The organism is Streptomyces thermospinosisporus (assembly GCF_039526425.1).
GTDB classification, from domain to species: domain Bacteria; phylum Actinomycetota; class Actinomycetes; order Streptomycetales; family Streptomycetaceae; genus Streptomyces; species Streptomyces thermocarboxydovorans.
Genome location: NZ_BAAAIZ010000053.1, coordinates 118615 through 133283, shown reverse-complemented (window position 1 = coordinate 133283; position 14669 = coordinate 118615). Strand labels below are relative to the sequence as shown.

General features: G+C 66.9%; 10 protein-coding genes and 2 pseudogenes. 9 read left to right on the top strand and 3 right to left on the bottom strand.

Going from position 1 to position 14669, the window contains the following annotated elements; translation table 11 throughout:
* From ABD207_RS19080 to ABD207_RS19070, 3 genes are all read left to right on the top strand, one after another.
* The coding region (locus ABD207_RS19080) for a hypothetical protein (RefSeq protein WP_344014312.1) at window positions 1-213 on the top strand (213 nt) is incomplete at its 5' end.
* Entirely contained in the window at window positions 210-1466 is a 1257-nt protein-coding gene (locus tag ABD207_RS19075) for a restriction endonuclease subunit S (protein WP_344014311.1), read from the top strand. The genes ABD207_RS19080 and ABD207_RS19075, both read left to right, overlap by 4 nt.
* On the top strand, window positions 1463-4645 hold the full coding sequence (locus ABD207_RS19070; protein WP_344014310.1) for a type I restriction endonuclease subunit R: 3183 nt from the start codon (window positions 1463-1465) through the stop codon (window positions 4643-4645). Before ABD207_RS19075 ends, ABD207_RS19070 begins: the two co-directional genes overlap by 4 nt.
* Before the next feature lie 61 nt (window positions 4646-4706).
* On the opposite strand, the gene ABD207_RS19065 is transcribed toward ABD207_RS19070, so the two are convergent.
* Together ABD207_RS19065 and ABD207_RS19060 are read right to left on the bottom strand one after the other, a co-directional pair.
* Window positions 4707-4910: a DUF397 domain-containing protein gene (locus ABD207_RS19065; RefSeq protein WP_344014309.1), complete on the bottom strand. Its 204-nt coding sequence runs from the start codon at window positions 4908-4910 to the stop codon at window positions 4707-4709.
* Window positions 4907-5530, bottom strand: a pseudogene (locus ABD207_RS19060) (DUF5753 domain-containing protein); the annotation flags it as partial. The pseudogene ABD207_RS19060 and the gene ABD207_RS19065, both read right to left, overlap by 4 nt.
* A gap of 140 nt (window positions 5531-5670) precedes the next feature.
* On the opposite strand from ABD207_RS19060, the pseudogene ABD207_RS19055 reads away from it, so the two are divergent.
* Window positions 5671-6723: pseudogene (locus tag ABD207_RS19055) on the top strand (IS701 family transposase); the annotation flags it as partial.
* A 194-nt stretch (window positions 6724-6917) separates the two neighbouring features.
* On the opposite strand, the gene ABD207_RS19050 reads toward ABD207_RS19055, so the two are convergent.
* Window positions 6918-7214: a helix-turn-helix domain-containing protein gene (locus tag ABD207_RS19050; RefSeq protein ID WP_425580750.1), complete on the bottom strand. Its 297-nt coding sequence runs from the start codon at window positions 7212-7214 to the stop codon at window positions 6918-6920.
* Between the two features lie 119 nt (window positions 7215-7333).
* Between ABD207_RS19050 and ABD207_RS19045 the strand changes: the two genes are divergently transcribed.
* The 5 genes from ABD207_RS19045 to ABD207_RS19025 all read left to right on the top strand — a co-directional run bounded on the left by ABD207_RS19045 (window position 7334) and on the right by ABD207_RS19025 (window position 14640).
* On the top strand, window positions 7334-7780 hold the full coding sequence (locus ABD207_RS19045; RefSeq protein WP_344014308.1) for an ATP-binding protein: 447 nt from the start codon (window positions 7334-7336) through the stop codon (window positions 7778-7780).
* Window positions 7781-7855: 75 nt separating this feature from the next.
* Window positions 7856-9472, top strand: a complete 1617-nt coding sequence (locus ABD207_RS19040; protein ID WP_344014307.1) for a serine/threonine-protein kinase — start codon at window positions 7856-7858, stop codon at window positions 9470-9472.
* Window positions 9473-9521: 49 nt separating this feature from the next.
* Entirely contained in the window at window positions 9522-11675 is a 2154-nt protein-coding gene (locus ABD207_RS19035; protein ID WP_344014306.1) for a UvrD-helicase domain-containing protein, read from the top strand.
* A gap of 152 nt (window positions 11676-11827) precedes the next feature.
* Window positions 11828-13951 (top strand): RNase A-like domain-containing protein, encoded by a 2124-nt coding sequence (locus ABD207_RS19030; RefSeq protein WP_344014305.1) that lies wholly within the window; start codon window positions 11828-11830, stop codon window positions 13949-13951.
* 23 nt (window positions 13952-13974) lie between these two features.
* Window positions 13975-14640, top strand: a complete 666-nt coding sequence (locus ABD207_RS19025; protein ID WP_344014304.1) for a contact-dependent growth inhibition system immunity protein — start codon at window positions 13975-13977, stop codon at window positions 14638-14640.
* Window positions 14641-14669 lie beyond the last annotated feature (29 nt).

The window sequence follows — 14669 nt, the reverse complement described above, 5'->3', positions numbered from 1 at the left end:
GACCCTCACGAAAGATCGAGGCTAAAGCGGGAAGTCCACCCGTACGTGCCGGATGCTTGGATCGACCACAGCAAGACGAAGATCGGGTACGAGATCCCAGTCACGCGGCACTTCTATGCTTACGAGCCACCGCGGCCGTTGGCGGAGATCGACGCAGAGCTGAAAGCTCTAGAGGCCGAGATTCAAGGGCTGTTGGGGGACGTGACGGAATGACCGACATGCTTCGCAACCTTCCTGAGGGATGGGCTACGACTCGCCTCGACCGCATCGCGACTGTCAACGCCAGGATCGGCTGGAAAGCTCTTGCAGCTTCTGAGTACCAACCAGATGGATACGCCTTCTTGGCCACACCGAACATCAAGAACCGGGAGATCGACTTCCAGAACGTAAATTACATCTCGGAGTTCCGATACAACGAGTCCCCCGAGTTGAAGCTGCAGGTCGGCGACGTCCTACTAGCCAAGGACGGAAACACTCTGGGAATTGTGAACATCATTCACCACCTGCCACGCCCGGCCACAGTAAACGGTTCAATCGCTGTACTTCGAAGCTTTGACATGGAGCCGCGTTTTCTTCGCTACGTCATCCAGAGCAGCTTCATTCAGAGTCACATCAATTCCGTCAAGGACGGCATGGGCGTACCCCACCTCTTCCAGCGGGACATCAAGCGCTTCCCGCTCCCTGCTCCTCCACTGACGGAGCAGCGCCGCATCGCCGACTTCCTCGACAACGAGATCGATACCCTAGATAATCTAGTCACCAAAAAGCGCAAACTCATTGCGCTTATGAACGAACGTATCGACAGTCAAATCCTCCGCTTCGTGGGATCCAGCAGCCTCGTCGACAAGACGACGGGGGGTCCGGTCGTCCCGATCCGGCGAACGCTATCGAAAGTAGTCAGACCGGTTACCGCAGAAATGGAAGCCATTACTGCTTATAGGGACGGTCAGGTCACAGATCGCGCATCCCGGCGGCCAGAAGGATACACACTGTCAGCGTCCGCAGAACCGCAGGGACAGGGTGTCGAAATTGGCGATGTTGTTGTCCATGGACTTGATGGGTTCGCTGGAGCAATTGGAGTAGCTGAGGCGCGTGGTTACTGCAGCCCCGTCTATCACGTTTGCATTCCGCAAGGCGACGGTGACGCTCGTTTCCTGGGCAGACTTCTTCGTCTTCTAGCACTTCAAGGGTACCTGGGAAACTTTGCGACTAGCACACGCGAACGGGCCGTGGACTTCCGCAACTGGGATCTCTTCGGACGCATTCCGATTCCCGTGGTGCCGTGCCAGCAGCAAAAGAAGATCGGGGTAGAGATCAGCAAGGTGCGTCCGCTCCATGAAGCAATCGAACGCTCTGCGTCTCTCGTAGCCGAGCGCCGCCAAGCCCTCATCACCGCCGCCGTAACCGGCCAGTTCGACGTATCCACCGCCAGCGGCCGCAACGTAACCGAAGGAGTAGCCGTATGAGCCCCGTGCACGACGAGTCCTCCTTCGGTTCGGCCATAGTCGCCGCTCTCTGCGAGCGAGGCTGGCGGGAGGCACGCCCCGAGGACTACCGGCCCGACCTCGGCCTGGACACCAACGAGCTGTTCACCTTCATCGGCGCCACCCAGCCCGACGAGTGGAACGAACTCCTCACCGTCTACGGCGGCAACCCCAACGAGGCTCAGCGAGGCTTCGCCCAGCGCCTCGACCGGGCCATCGCCGATGACGGGCTGCTCCACGTCCTCCGCAACGGCGTCAAGGATCGCGGAGTCCGTCTCCGCGTCGCCTACTTCAAGCCCAACCTCATCTCCGCCGACTCCGTACTCGACGGCTACCGCGCCAACCGCCTCACCGTCGTCCGGGAACTCCCCTACGCCACCAAACAGGCCGACTGGGGCCACTGCCTCGACCTGACCCTGTTCCTCAACGGCATCCCCGTCGCCACGGCCGAGTTGAAGAACCCCCTCACCGGTCAGGGCGTCGAGCAGGCCAAGGAGCAGTACCGGACCGACCGTGATCCGACCGAATTGATCTTCACGCGTCGCGTCATCGCGAACTTCGCCGTCGACCCGGATCTCGTCTTCGTCACCACCCAACTGCGCGGCAAGAGCACCCGCTTCCTGCCCTTCAACACCGGCTCCAACGGCCCCGGCCAGCCCGGCGGAGCCGGGAACCCGGCACCCACCATCCCCGGCAAGTACGCCACCTCCTACCTCTGGGAAGAGGTCTGGCAGCGGGACAACTGGCTCGATCTGCTCCAGCGGTTCGTGCACCAGCAGAAGCACAAGACGCCCGGCGGCGGCACCACCAAGACCACGATCTTCCCCCGCTTCCACCAGTGGGACGTGGTCCGCAAGCTCACCGCGCACGCGGCCACGCACGGCGCCGGACAGAACTACCTCGTGATGGCCTCCGCCGGCTCCGGCAAGTCCAACACCATCGGCTGGCTCGCGCACCGCCTCAGCGACCTGCACGCCGACACGGACCCGCGTGCGCTCGACCCCGAGGCCACCGCTGACAACCGCATCACCCCCGGCGAGCCCGTCTTCGACAAGGTCATCGTCATCACCGACCGGCGCAACCTGGACGCCCAGCTCCGCGAAACGGTCGGCAGCTTCTCGCAGACGGACGGTCTCGTCGTCAAGGTCGACGAGAAGCACGGCGCCAAGAGCGAACAGCTCGCCCGCGCCCTCTCCCGTGACACCGGCAAGATCGTCACGGTCACGCTGCACTCGTTCCCCGCCCTGCTCGACTACATCAAGCGCAACCCCACCGAGATCAAGGGCACCCGCTTCGCGATCATCATCGACGAGGCGCACTCCTCCCAGTCGGGCGACGCCGCCACGGCCGTGAGGTCGGCCCTGCGCGACCTCGGCCTGGATGCAGACTCGGACGACGAGGGCGCGACCACGGTCACCGTGGACGAAAAGCTGAAGGCGAAGGCGGTGGCGCGCTCCCAGGCCACCAACCTCTCCTACTTCGCCTTCACCGCCACACCCAAGGCCAAGACGCTCGAACTCTTCGGCACGGAGGGCGTCGAGAACGGCAAGACCGTTTACCGCCCCTTCCACACCTACTCCATGCGTCAGGCCATCGAGGAAGGCTTCATCCTCGACCCGCTGCGCAACTACGTCACCTACAACACCTACTGGAAGCTCGCGAATCTCAACCGCGACGAGAAGGAGGTCGACCCCTCCAAGGCGAACAGCCTGCTGGCCCGGTTCGCGCTCATGCACGAGCACACGGTGTCCCAGCACGCCCAGGTGATCGTGGAACACTTCGTCGCCCACACCCGCGGCCGGCTCGGTGGGCGTGCCAAGGCCATGGTCGTCACGGCGTCCCGGCACTCCGCCGTTCAGATGGCGCGCGCCATCCGGAGCTACATCGCCGACCGCGCGTACGACACCAAGTACCCGGACCTCGGAGTCCTGGTCGCCTTCTCCGGGTCCCTGACCGTCGACGGCGAGGAGACGACGGAGAGCAAGGAGAACGGCGGTCTTCCCGAGAGCGCCTTGCCCAAGGCCTTCGCCTACACCCGCGCCGACGACAAGGCCGTAAAGGCCGGCGGCAAGGGGCAGCAGGAGTACCGGATCCTGGTCGTCGCCGAGAAGTACCAGACCGGTTTCGACCAGCCGCTCCTGACCACGATGTACGTGAACAAGACGCTCACCGGCATCGCGGCCGTCCAGACGCTCTCCCGCCTCAACCGCACCGCCGATCGCAAGTCCCAGGCCGACCTCGCCGTCCTGGACTTCGTCAACGAGGCCGAGGACATCCAGGACGCCTTCCGCCCGTACTTCGAGGAGGCGCACACCCTCCCCTCCGACCCGAATCTCCTCTACACCGCCCAGAGCCGTGTGATGTCCGCTCCGGTCATCTCGGAGCAGGACATGGACGAGTTCGTCGCCGCGTACTTCGAGGCCCAGGAGAAGGCGGGCGGCTCCCAGTCCAAGTGGGAGAAGCTGCACGCCGAGCTGTACCGGCTCCTCTCCCCCGCCGTCACCCGCTTCGCCGCGCTCCTGGAGAGCGAGGACGAGGATGACGTCGACACGGCCGAGGAGTTCCGCGCCCATCTCAACGACTACGTACGCAAGTACGGCTTCCTCGCGCAGATCGTGCCGTACCACGACGCCGAGTTGGAGCGGCTGTACCTGTACGGGCGTTACCTGCTCAACCGTCTCCCCCGCCTCGCGGACGGCGGCGTGGACATAGGCGAGGTCGACCTCAGTCACCTGCGCGTCGAGAAGACCGGCGAGCACGATGTGTCCCTCAGCCCTGAGGGGCCTGCCGAGCTCAAGGGCTTCGGCGACGGGGTGGGCGGCGCGAAGGACTCCGAGAAGTCACTGCTGTCCGAGCTGATCGAGAAGTTCAACGCCAAGTTCGGTACGGAGTTCACCGAGGAGGATGTCCTCCCGGCGTTCAACGCCACCAAGGAGGACCCGAAGGTCCGGGCCGCCGCCCTCGTCAACGACGAGGAGAACTTCGGCATCGTCTTCGACAAGAAGTTCGAGGAGAACATGATGGATCATGTCTCCACGATCGAGACCCTCGGTCAGCGCTACTTCGGTACCGACCGGGACTTCAAGTCCAACCTCGACCGCAGCGCTCGCCGCGCGGCCTGGCGGATGATCCGCCGGGAGGAAGGACTGGACGACATCTGACACAGGCGGGGCTCGGTGCGCATGCATCGCACCGAGCCCCGCTCGTCGTACGTCCGCCGGTTCAGCGCCCGGCAGCCAACCGCACGAAGTCCGTCCACGCCTCCGCACCGACGGCCAGTCGCTCTCCGTCCGGCCGCTTCGAGTCCCTGACCAGGACAGCTCCAGGAACGGCGACGAACTCCAGGCACTCCCCGCCGCCACCTGTGCTGTAGCTGCTCTTGCGCCAGGCGGCTTCTGGCACGGCGTGCGCTATGCGAACGCTCATGACTCTCCCATCAGTTTCTCGACGAAGGCGGATGACTCCCTCGGCGTCAAGGCCTGTGATCGGAGGATGCCATACCGAGCCTCCAGCTCACGCACCTTGGTCGCATCGGTATACAGCCGACTGTCGTCTTGCACTTCCGCATACGCGATGCGCTGTCCCTTGTCCGTGTCGATCAGCGTGAAGGGACCTCCCAACGCAGCGTTGTCCTCCCGAGCGGTCGGCATGACCTGTACTTCAACATGCCTCGACTGGGCCGTCAGCAGGATTTGTTCCAGTGTCCCCCGCATGGTCTCCCAGCCGCCCAGCGGCCTCCGCAGAACCGCCTCCTCAATCACAAAACTCATCAGCGGCGCGGGACGTCGGCTGAACACCTCCTGCCGAGCGAGACGGGCTTCCAGGCGCTGCTCGATGACCTCATCAGGCAGCAGAGGGCGCTGCATCTGGAAGACGGCCCGTGCGTAGTCCTCGGTCTGCAACAGCCCCGGTACCGCGTACACCGCGTAGAGATTGATAGCCGTAGCCCTTGCCTCAAGGCGAGCCGCGTCCCGGAAGTAGGCCGGATACTGAGCCCTCCCCACCTCCTCCTTCAACGCCTTGAGCACCCCACCCGCCCCTAATACTCCAGTGCGGTTTCGTGATCTTGGATCGGACTCACGTGAGAACTGGAACGGCCACCGCGTGATCATCAGGGGTTGTGTGGACTCATGACGATCTTGCGGTGGCCGCGGGTCACAGCATAGACGGCGCCCGATGGCTGGCGATGTTCGAGCAGGTCATGGCCCGGATCGCGGGCCGGTTCAGCCGAGTTGAACCCCGGGCTGCCGCCCGCGCCTACCTGCTCGGACTGCTGTCGCGTGCCGAGCGGAAGAACTGCTGGCAGCTGGCCGAACAGGCAGGATATGCGCGGCCGGGTCCGATGCAGCGGCTGCTGCGCTGTGCCCGCTGGGACGCCGACACCGTCCGCGACGACGTCCGCGCCTACGCCGTCGAACACCTCGGCGCCGAGGGCGCAGTGCTGATCGTGGACGAGACCGGCTTCGTGAAGAAGGGCCGGGCCTCGGCGGGCGTGCAGCGCCAGTACACCGGCACCGCCGGGCGCATCGAGAACTCCCAGGTCGGCGTCTTCCTCGCTTTCGCCACCAGCCGGGGACGGGCACTGATCGACCGGCGGCTCTACCTGCCCGAACAGTCCTGGTGCTCCGATCCCGGGCGCCGCCAGGCGGCCGGGATACCCGAGACGGTGCAGTTCGCGACCAAGCCCCGACTCGCCTGGGAGATGATCGCCGCCGCGCTGGACGCCGGGGTGGAGGCACAGTGGGTGACCGGCGACGAAGCCTACGGGCAGGACCCGCAGCTTCGTGCCTCCCTGGAAGCGCGCGGCACCGGCTACGTGATGGCCGTCGCCTGCTCCACCCGGGTACGGATCAACCACGGCCGCACCACCATGCGCGCGGACACCCTCGCCGCACGCCTGCCCACCACCGCCTGGCAGCGGCACAGCGCCGGAGCCGGTGCGAAAGGCCCGCGCTACTACGACTGGGCCTGGATCCACATCGGCAGCGACAACCACCGCCACCTGCTGGTCCGCCGCAATCGCACCACCGGCGAACTCGCCTTCTACCTGTGCTGGTCACCCACCACGGTCACCCTTGCGGAGCTGGTCCGCGTCGCCGGTGTCCGCTGGAGCGTCGAGGAGTGCTTCCAGGCCGCCAAGGGCCAGGTCGGACTCGACCACTACCAGGTCCGCAACTGGACCTCCTGGCACCGGCACATCACCCTCGCCATGCTCGCCCTGGCCTTCCTGACCGCCATCGCCGCCAGCTCGACACCCGAGCGACCCGCACAGTCGGCCCATCTCACCAGCGGTCGCCCCCCGCTCAAGCTGACCGTCCCGGAGATCCGACACCTACTTGCCGCCGTCTTCAACCCACCAGTCCTGTCAGCGGCCAAGCTGCTGCACTGGTCCGACTGGCGGCGAAAACACCAGGCGACAGCCCGCCGCAGCCACTACCGACGACGCTCCGGAGACGAACCGACTGGATAGATCACGAAACCGCACTGGAGTACTAACACCTCGTCCGCTTTGTCGATGAGGGAGGCCGGCGGGATCCTCCTCCCCTGCTCGAACGACGCGATGCTGTCCGCCGAGTACCCGACCCGCTTGCCGAACTCCGGCCGATCCAGCCCGGCCCGCATCCGCACCAGCTTCAGCTGACGTCCGAACGCCGTCACCACGCCGGTTCCCGGCTCGTCCCCGGGACGCCGCTGCTGCCGTACCGTCTCCTCGTCCCGCACCTCGGTCACCGCTGTGCCGCTCTCCCCTCGTACCGCTCCGTACAGCGCCCGCGCCCACCCCGTACGAAGGTCCGCAAGCGGCGCGTCACCACTGGTCACGCTAGGCCACAGAGCGCCACCGTGAGTGCATGACCGCAGCACAATCACCCCTCACGGTGCACCAGTTCGCGATGCGCTTCAGCTCCACCCCGCGCGGTGCCCGTCTCGCCCGGCGTCTGTGCGGGCACCGCCTCGATGCCTGGGGAGTCCCGTACGGCAGCGACGCTCATGACGTCCTCATGCTCATCGCTTCGGAACTGTGCAGCAACGCCGTACGGCACGGGCATGTCGCCGGCCGCGACTTCCATCTCCCCCTCACCACGGACCCGGACTCCGGCACCGTACGTGTCGAGGTCACCGACACGCGCGGAGATCGGCTTCCCCGGCTTCCCGTCACCGCTCCGGAGGACGGCGCCGGCGGACGCGGGCTGCTGCTGGTCGAGGCGCTGGCCGACCGGTGGGGCTGCTCGCCCCGCGCCGGGGGCGGGCCCGGCAAGACCGTCTGGGCGGAGTACGCGCGTCCCCGCTTTGCCTGATCCACCCCCACCCGCGAGACTGACCCCGGACCACACCGAACACCTTCGGACACTCAACGGGGGCGGGAGCGGAACGTGCCGGACGTACGACGGATCGCGGGACGCTATGAACTGCTGGAGCAGTTCGGTCACGGCGGCATGGGGGACGTGTGGCGCGGCTACGACGTCGTGCTGGACCGGCCCGTGGCCGTGAAGCTGATCCGCCCGGAGGCCGCGACCTCGCCGCATCTGGCGCAGGAGCTGGAGAAGCGGTTCCGCCGGGAGGCGCGGATCACCGCGCGGATCCAGCATCCCGGTGTGCCACAGGTGTACGACGCGGTGCTGGACGAGTCGTACGAGCAGCTGTTCCTGGTGATGGAGCTGGTCGACGGCGTGCCGCTGACCGCCTACGTCCGCCCGGACGGGCCACCGCTCCCCGTGAGCTGGGCGGTGGCGGTGGCGGCGCAGGTGGCGACCGTGTTGTCGTACGCGCACGACGTACCGGTCGTGCACCGTGACCTCAAGCCGGGCAACATCCTGGTGGCGCGGGACGGCACCGTGAAGGTGCTGGACTTCGGTATCGCGGCGATCCTGCGCACGGATGTCACCAAGCTGACCGCGACCGGCACTCCGCTCGGGACGCACCAGTACATGGCGCCGGAACAGGTGCGCGGCGGGCGCGTCACGCCGCGCACCGATCTGTATGCGCTGGGATGCGTGCTGCACGAACTGCTCTGCGGGCGGCCGTTGTTCAGCGGAGACAGTGAGTGGCAGCTGATGATGCAGCACGTCAACGCGGGCCCGACCCCGCTGAGGCGGCTGCGTGCGGACGTACCGGAGGCTCTGGAGGAGCTGGTCCTGCATCTGCTGCGCAAGGCGCCCGAGGCGCGTCCGGTGGATGTGCAGGAGGTGTACGAGCGGCTGCGGCCCTTCCTGCCGCTGCCTGGTGCGGAGACGTCGCCGGGGGAGGCGGGGCCGGCAGGTGCCCCTGATCCGACCGGGATCTTCCGACGTCCCTATGCGCCCCGCGCTCGCTCCGGTGCGGCCGACGGTGCGGCGCCGGACGCACACGCCGTCGGCCGCGAAGCGCCGCCCGCTGTCCCGGCGGCCGAGCGGGAGGCGCTGCGGGAGCAGATCCGCGAGGTCCACGCTCACTATGTGGCCCTGATGGAGGAGGAGCGGTACGCGCAGGCCGCCGAGGTGGTGGGCGAGATGATCGAGCCGGCCGCGCGTGCCCTCGGCTCGGAGAACAAGGCGGTCCTGCGGTTGCGCACGCGGCGGGCGGTGAGCCGTCAGCTGGCGGGCGATCACCGGGCCGCGTTGCCCGAGTTCGAGGCACTCGCCGACGCGTATGCGCGGGTGAGCGGGCCGAGCAGTGAGGAAGCCCTGGACTGCCGTGCCCAGGCGGCGCGTTGCCGCGGTGAACTCGGTCAGGTGACAGAGGCGCTGGCCGGGCTGCACGACGTCCTGGAGGCCGTCCGCGCCGTCGACGGGGATGTGAGCGAGACCGCGGTGGAGCTGCGCCAGGACATCGGCATGCTGCTGCTCGCGCAGGGGCGGGCCGCGGATGCCTTCGGCATCATGGAGCCGCTGCACGCGGACCTGTGCGTGGTGTTCGGCCCGGACGACGAACTGACCGCGGAGGTCGCCGAGACCCTGGCCGTCATCCGGCTTGATCTCGACGGCGACGGCACCCCCGGCTCCTCCGCCTGAGCTGGCCTTTCCCCCACGCCGCGGCCCGCACGGACACTAGGATCGAGGCATGCCGCAGCTTGCCTTCGACATCGGTTTCTTCGCCGAACTGCCCAAGCTCCAGCCCCCCGTTCGCAAGGGTGTACTCGACGCCTGGGAGAAGTTCGAGCGGCTCACCCTCGATCAGCTCTTCAAGGACCCCGGGCTGAAACTGGAGAGCCTGACGAACGCGAAGGACAAGCAGATACGGACCATCCGGATCGACCAGTTCTGGCGCGGGGTCGTCCTCGCGCCGCCCTCCGGTGACACGTTCGTGCTGCTGCGGGTGCTGCCGCACGACAAGGCCATCGCCTGGGCGAAGAAGCAGAAGTCCAGCATCAACGAGGTGACGCGCACCGTCGAGATCCGGGACGCGGCGACGCTGGAGGAGCTCACACCGGCATACGAGCGGGTGGCCGAGGCCTCGCCCAAGCAGCGGCTGTTCGAGAAGTTCTCCGACGGGGATCTGAAGGCTCTCGGCATCGACGACGAGACACTGCGGCAGGCCCGGTCGCTGGTGGACCAGGAGCAGCTGGAGGTGTTCGCGCCGCTGCTGCCGCAGGACCAGCGCGAGGTGCTGCAGTATCTCGCGGCTGGGTGCACGGTCGAGGAGGTCTGGCAGGACGTCGTGGCGCCCGCCCTGCAGGCGTCGTCGCAGCCCGTGGACACCCAGGACTACGAGACGGCGATCCGGCACAGCCAGGCGCGTATCGCGCTGGTCACTGCGTCCGAGGAGCTGCGGGACATCCTCGAGAAGCCCTTCGCCGCCTGGCGGGTGTTTCTGCATCCCTCCCAGAGGAAGGTGGCCTACCGGGCGTCGTACTCGGGGCCCGCGCAGGTCACGGGCGGGCCCGGCACCGGCAAGACCGTGGTGGCGCTGCACCGGGTCAAGCATCTGCTGGGGCATCTGCGCGACGGTGACCGCATCCTGCTGACGACGTACACCAACGCGCTCGTCAACGCGCTGCGCGCGGGCCTGGAGTCGCTGGTGGAGGACCCGGAGCTGCGCGATCGTGTCGACATCTCGACCGTGGACGGGTTCGCCAGCCGCATCGTCGCCGAGGCGCCGGGAGGGGTGGCGCTGCGGCCCCTGGTGTACAACGAGGAGGAGAGCCGCTGGGGCAAGGCCGCCAAGGCCACGGGCTTCAGCGGCAGTGCGCAGTTCCTCGCTCAGGAGTACCGGCATGTGATCCTGGCGCAGAACATCCAGACCCTGGCCGAGTACGAAGCCGCGGACCGGCGTGGCCGCGGGAGCCGGCTGGCGGCCGGGGAACGGCCGCTGGTGTGGGAGACGGTGCAGCGGTTCACGGCCGATCTGTCGGCGGACGGACGCCGTACCTGGCTGCAGACCTGCGCGGAGGCGGCGCGGCTGCTGGAGGAGAAGGGGCCGCGGTACCGGCATGTCGTGGTGGACGAGGCGCAGGACCTGCACCCGGTCCAGTGGCGTCTGCTGCGGGCGGCCGTTCCCGAGCGGCCGGACGATCTGTTCATCGCGGGTGACCCGCATCAGCGCATCTACGACTCGAAGGTGTCGCTGAAGTCGCTCGGCATCAAGGTGGCCGGGCGGTCGGTGAAGCTGCGCAAGAACTATCGCAGCACACAGGAGATCCTGCGCTGGTCGACGGCGCTGCTGGTGGGCCGGCCGATCGCCGAGCTGGAGGACGAGAACCGCAACGACACACTGCTCGGCTACCGCTCCGCCCTGCACGGCGACGGGCCGGTGGTGCACGCGGCCGCGACGGAGGAGGCCGAACTGGACGCGCTCGTCGGCCAGGTACGGGCGTGGCTGGACACGGGCGTCGGCGCCGGGGAGATCGGGGTCAGCGCCCGCTTCAACAAGATGTGCGCGAAGGCGATCGGGCGTCTGAGGGACGCCGGTATTCCGGCCGCCACGTTGCGGGCCGCGGACACGGGCGGCGCCGGGGAGGCGACGACCGTGCGGGTCGGGACCATGCACTCATTCAAGGGGCTGGAGTTCCGCTGTGTCGCGGTCATCGGCGTCAGCGACGATGCGCTCCCGTTCCGGAAGGCGGTCACGCCGCCCGAGGTGGACGCCAAGCAGCATGAGACGGACATGACGTCGGAACGCTGTCTGCTGTTCGTCGCCTGTACGAGGGCTCGCGACAGTCTGTACGTCTCCTGGAGCGGCGCGCCGAGCACGTTCCTGGTGGAAGCGGGCGTGTGAGGCCCGGCCATCGGGTGGCCGGTCAGCGCTCGGCACGCGGACCTTCCTTCACGATCCGTAATCAGTGACGGAGCCGTCACCTCAATCCCCCTTGCTGGCCTCGCGTCAGCGCTCTAGCGTTGCTTTGCACTCATGAACGGGGAGGCGGGGGCATGGTGCTGGTGATGGCGGCTGCGGCCGTCTGGGGCATGCTGCAGTTGTTCGCCGTCTCGTGGCCGGCGCGTTCCGTGCGGCTGTCGACCGTGCTGCTGGCGATCGCCGTGGGCGTGTACGGCTGCGGTGTGACTGCGGCGCTGCTGGAGCTGGCGTACACGCGGCTCTACGCGGAGCAGACCGGGGCGTCCTTGGTGAAGGTGGTGAACACGACCAGCTACACCGTGGCGCCGTGGGTCGAGGAACTGGTCAAGGTCACGCCGCTGGTGCTGGCCGGGCTGAGCCTGAAGGTGCGACGGCAGTGGGGGCTCACCGACTTCGTGGTGCTGGGCGCTGCCGTGGGTGCGGGGTTCGGGCTGCTCGAGGCGGTGCTTCGATTCGGCCTCGACGCCGACCGGGCGATCAGGCGGGGCGGCGGATGGATCATCCCCGACAGCCTCTTCCCGCCGTATGTGCCCGGTCCCGGACAGGTGTTGACCGCCTGGCTTCCGGCGCCGGTGGCGCAGACGGCCATGAGCGGGCCCCCAACGGCCGAGACATTCACGCACCTTGTATGGACCGCGGTCGCCGGCCTGGGCGTCGGCTGGTTCTGGCGTATGCGCGGGTGGAGACGCCTGCTTGCAGTGCTGCCGTTTCTGGCGGCTTGCCTGCACCACACGGTCAACAACTACGTCGCACAGCACCGCGGCGGAGAGGCGAGACACTGGCTGGAGGCACTGAACGACCACGCATGGGCAGCACCCCTTGTGTGTCTGGCCGTGGCTATACCAGTCGACCTTCGTCAACTGCACCACGGAAAGCGTGCCGTACCCGAGGTGCTGCTCGCCGCGGAACGGGCCGACGGCGATGCTTTCGGCGCTCTGCTGCGGTATGCCGCCTGGCGCTTTCCGTGGAGCCTCCTGATCGCCTTGCGCTACGTCAGGCTGCGCCGCTCTCTGCTGTACGCCACGGCTTCGTCGCCGTCGCTCGAGACCGAGCAACTCCGGGAAGCGGTCTCCCGTATCGCAGCCCAGATGGATGCCTCCGACCGCCGCAGTGCCTGGCACCTCGAAACCTTACGTGCCCGGGTCGGGGCCGTCCGTGCGCGCAACGGCCGTCGCATGTGGCTGCTGCTCATTCCGTGCCTTCTCAGCTTGCCTGCGCTGTTGTTCCTCGGCGTCGGTTCCTTCACTTCCACGGCCCGTCTGCAAGAGTTCTTCAGCACGGGTTCGGGTCCGTGGATCCTCCTGGGCTTCGGAACAGCCGCGCTCCTGTGGATCGCCTGGCAGTCGGCTGTACTGCTGCGCGCATGGCGTGCCGCATCGGCCCAGCTCTACGCGGAGCCGCTTGCCGCCCACCGCTTCCGGCTCAGCATCGCACTGGGGTCCGGCACCGTGGGCACGTTTCTGCTCTTTCGTGGGCTCGGTGACACCGGGCCCACCGGAAACAGCATCACCACGCTCCACCTGCTCGACGCGCTCGACACCTTTCTGGTCCACCTCGGCTTCGCCCTCGTACTGTCGTCGCTTCTTGCGCTGTTCCCTCCGGGAGTTGCCGCTCTCGCCGGTGTGGGTACGGTCGGTTCACTCACAGCTGGTGCCGCTGCCAACGCCGCGCTCCTCGGTACTGCCGGCCTTGTGCTCATGGCTGTGGGGGCGAGCGGTGGCATCGGGGACGCCTCCGGGACACCGGCCACTCCGACTCAGCACGCCTGGCCGCGCAGCAAGCGCAAAGGGCCGGTCAAACCCAGGCACCGTGCCGACGTGAAGGGGGATGAGGGCAAGAACGGGTCACACACTCTTGAGCGGCATGTCGAGAAGACGACTCGGGACATGCGCCGTCGCCTGCGTCAGGATCGTACGCTTGATGCCGACTCGCGCTTTCTCAGCGAAGCCGACGCGCAACGGTTCGCTGATGAAGCCCTGCTGCGTAACCAAAGGAAGATAGACAGATGGTTGCGGAGCAACAAGGCAACACTTGACTTTGAGGCAACGTTCAGAGACACAACAGGGCTTCGCCTTACGCGCTCAGACTTCACTCACGGCTTACCGCCGACGGAGGTAAAGTCGATCAAGGTGGTGCTGAAACGGGACGTGACGGCTCCAGCAGGATTTCGAATACTGACCTCGTACCCTGTCCCCTGATTCGAACCAGACGGAGTATCCCTATGACAGACCAACGGAGCCCAGGCTTTCGTTTCTACGAGATTCAGGATCTCTTGTCGGCGTATGCAGCGCACGACTTCACCTTCGACGACACTCCCGAGACTCCCGGTCCGGCACTGTCCGCGTACCTCAGAATCGTTTCGAGGGACCCGCAGCGGGCGGCCACTGCCGTGGACCAGATCGATGACCTCCTTCGAACCGGTCTCTTTTCTCCCGAGATCGCGGACGACATCGAACTGTTCCCCAAGATCGAACCTCGTTCCGGGCGCAGCGTCGAGGAATGCTTCCGCATCATCCGCGAGCACCTGGTCCGGAACATGCGCGATCCCATGCCGCCCAGTCGGAGCATCCCGGAGAACAGATGGGAGTGCAGAGAGCGTTTTCCCGAACTCAGCCAGTTCCTCGGCGGGCATTTCCATCAGGACTTCTCCGCTGTGTACACGTCCTACAGCGAGGCCGTCGAGGATTATTTGTCCGGGGCATCGGCGGCTGATCTGAGCCAACTGTTGCAGGACATCGCGGACTTCCTCTCCATGGCTGCCACGGATGAAGACCTTTGGCAAGCCGCTTCGGCTCTGGGCATGGATGTCTATCCCCCCCAAGGTGTCGGCATCAGGCGATGGCTCGAGGAGGTGGCAGAAACCGTTCGCGGACGGCTGCAGGGATGAATTCGGCTTCGCCGGCGGTCCCCCTGGGA

Bases quoted from the DNA above. Each gene is read 5' to 3' on its own strand.
- ABD207_RS19075 (WP_344014311.1), top strand. From the start codon at position 210: ATGACCGACATGCTTCGCAACCTTCCTGAGGGATGGGCTACGACTCGC.
- ABD207_RS19070 (WP_344014310.1), top strand. From the start codon at position 1,463: ATGAGCCCCGTGCACGACGAGTCCTCCTTCGGTTCGGCCATAGTCGCC.
- ABD207_RS19065 (WP_344014309.1), bottom strand. From the start codon at position 4,910: ATGAGCGTTCGCATAGCGCACGCCGTGCCAGAAGCCGCCTGGCGCAAG.
- ABD207_RS19045 (WP_344014308.1), top strand. From the start codon at position 7,334: ATGACCGCAGCACAATCACCCCTCACGGTGCACCAGTTCGCGATGCGC.
- ABD207_RS19035 (WP_344014306.1), top strand. From the start codon at position 9,522: ATGCCGCAGCTTGCCTTCGACATCGGTTTCTTCGCCGAACTGCCCAAG.
- ABD207_RS19030 (WP_344014305.1), top strand. From the start codon at position 11,828: ATGGTGCTGGTGATGGCGGCTGCGGCCGTCTGGGGCATGCTGCAGTTG.
- ABD207_RS19025 (WP_344014304.1), top strand. From the start codon at position 13,975: ATGACAGACCAACGGAGCCCAGGCTTTCGTTTCTACGAGATTCAGGAT.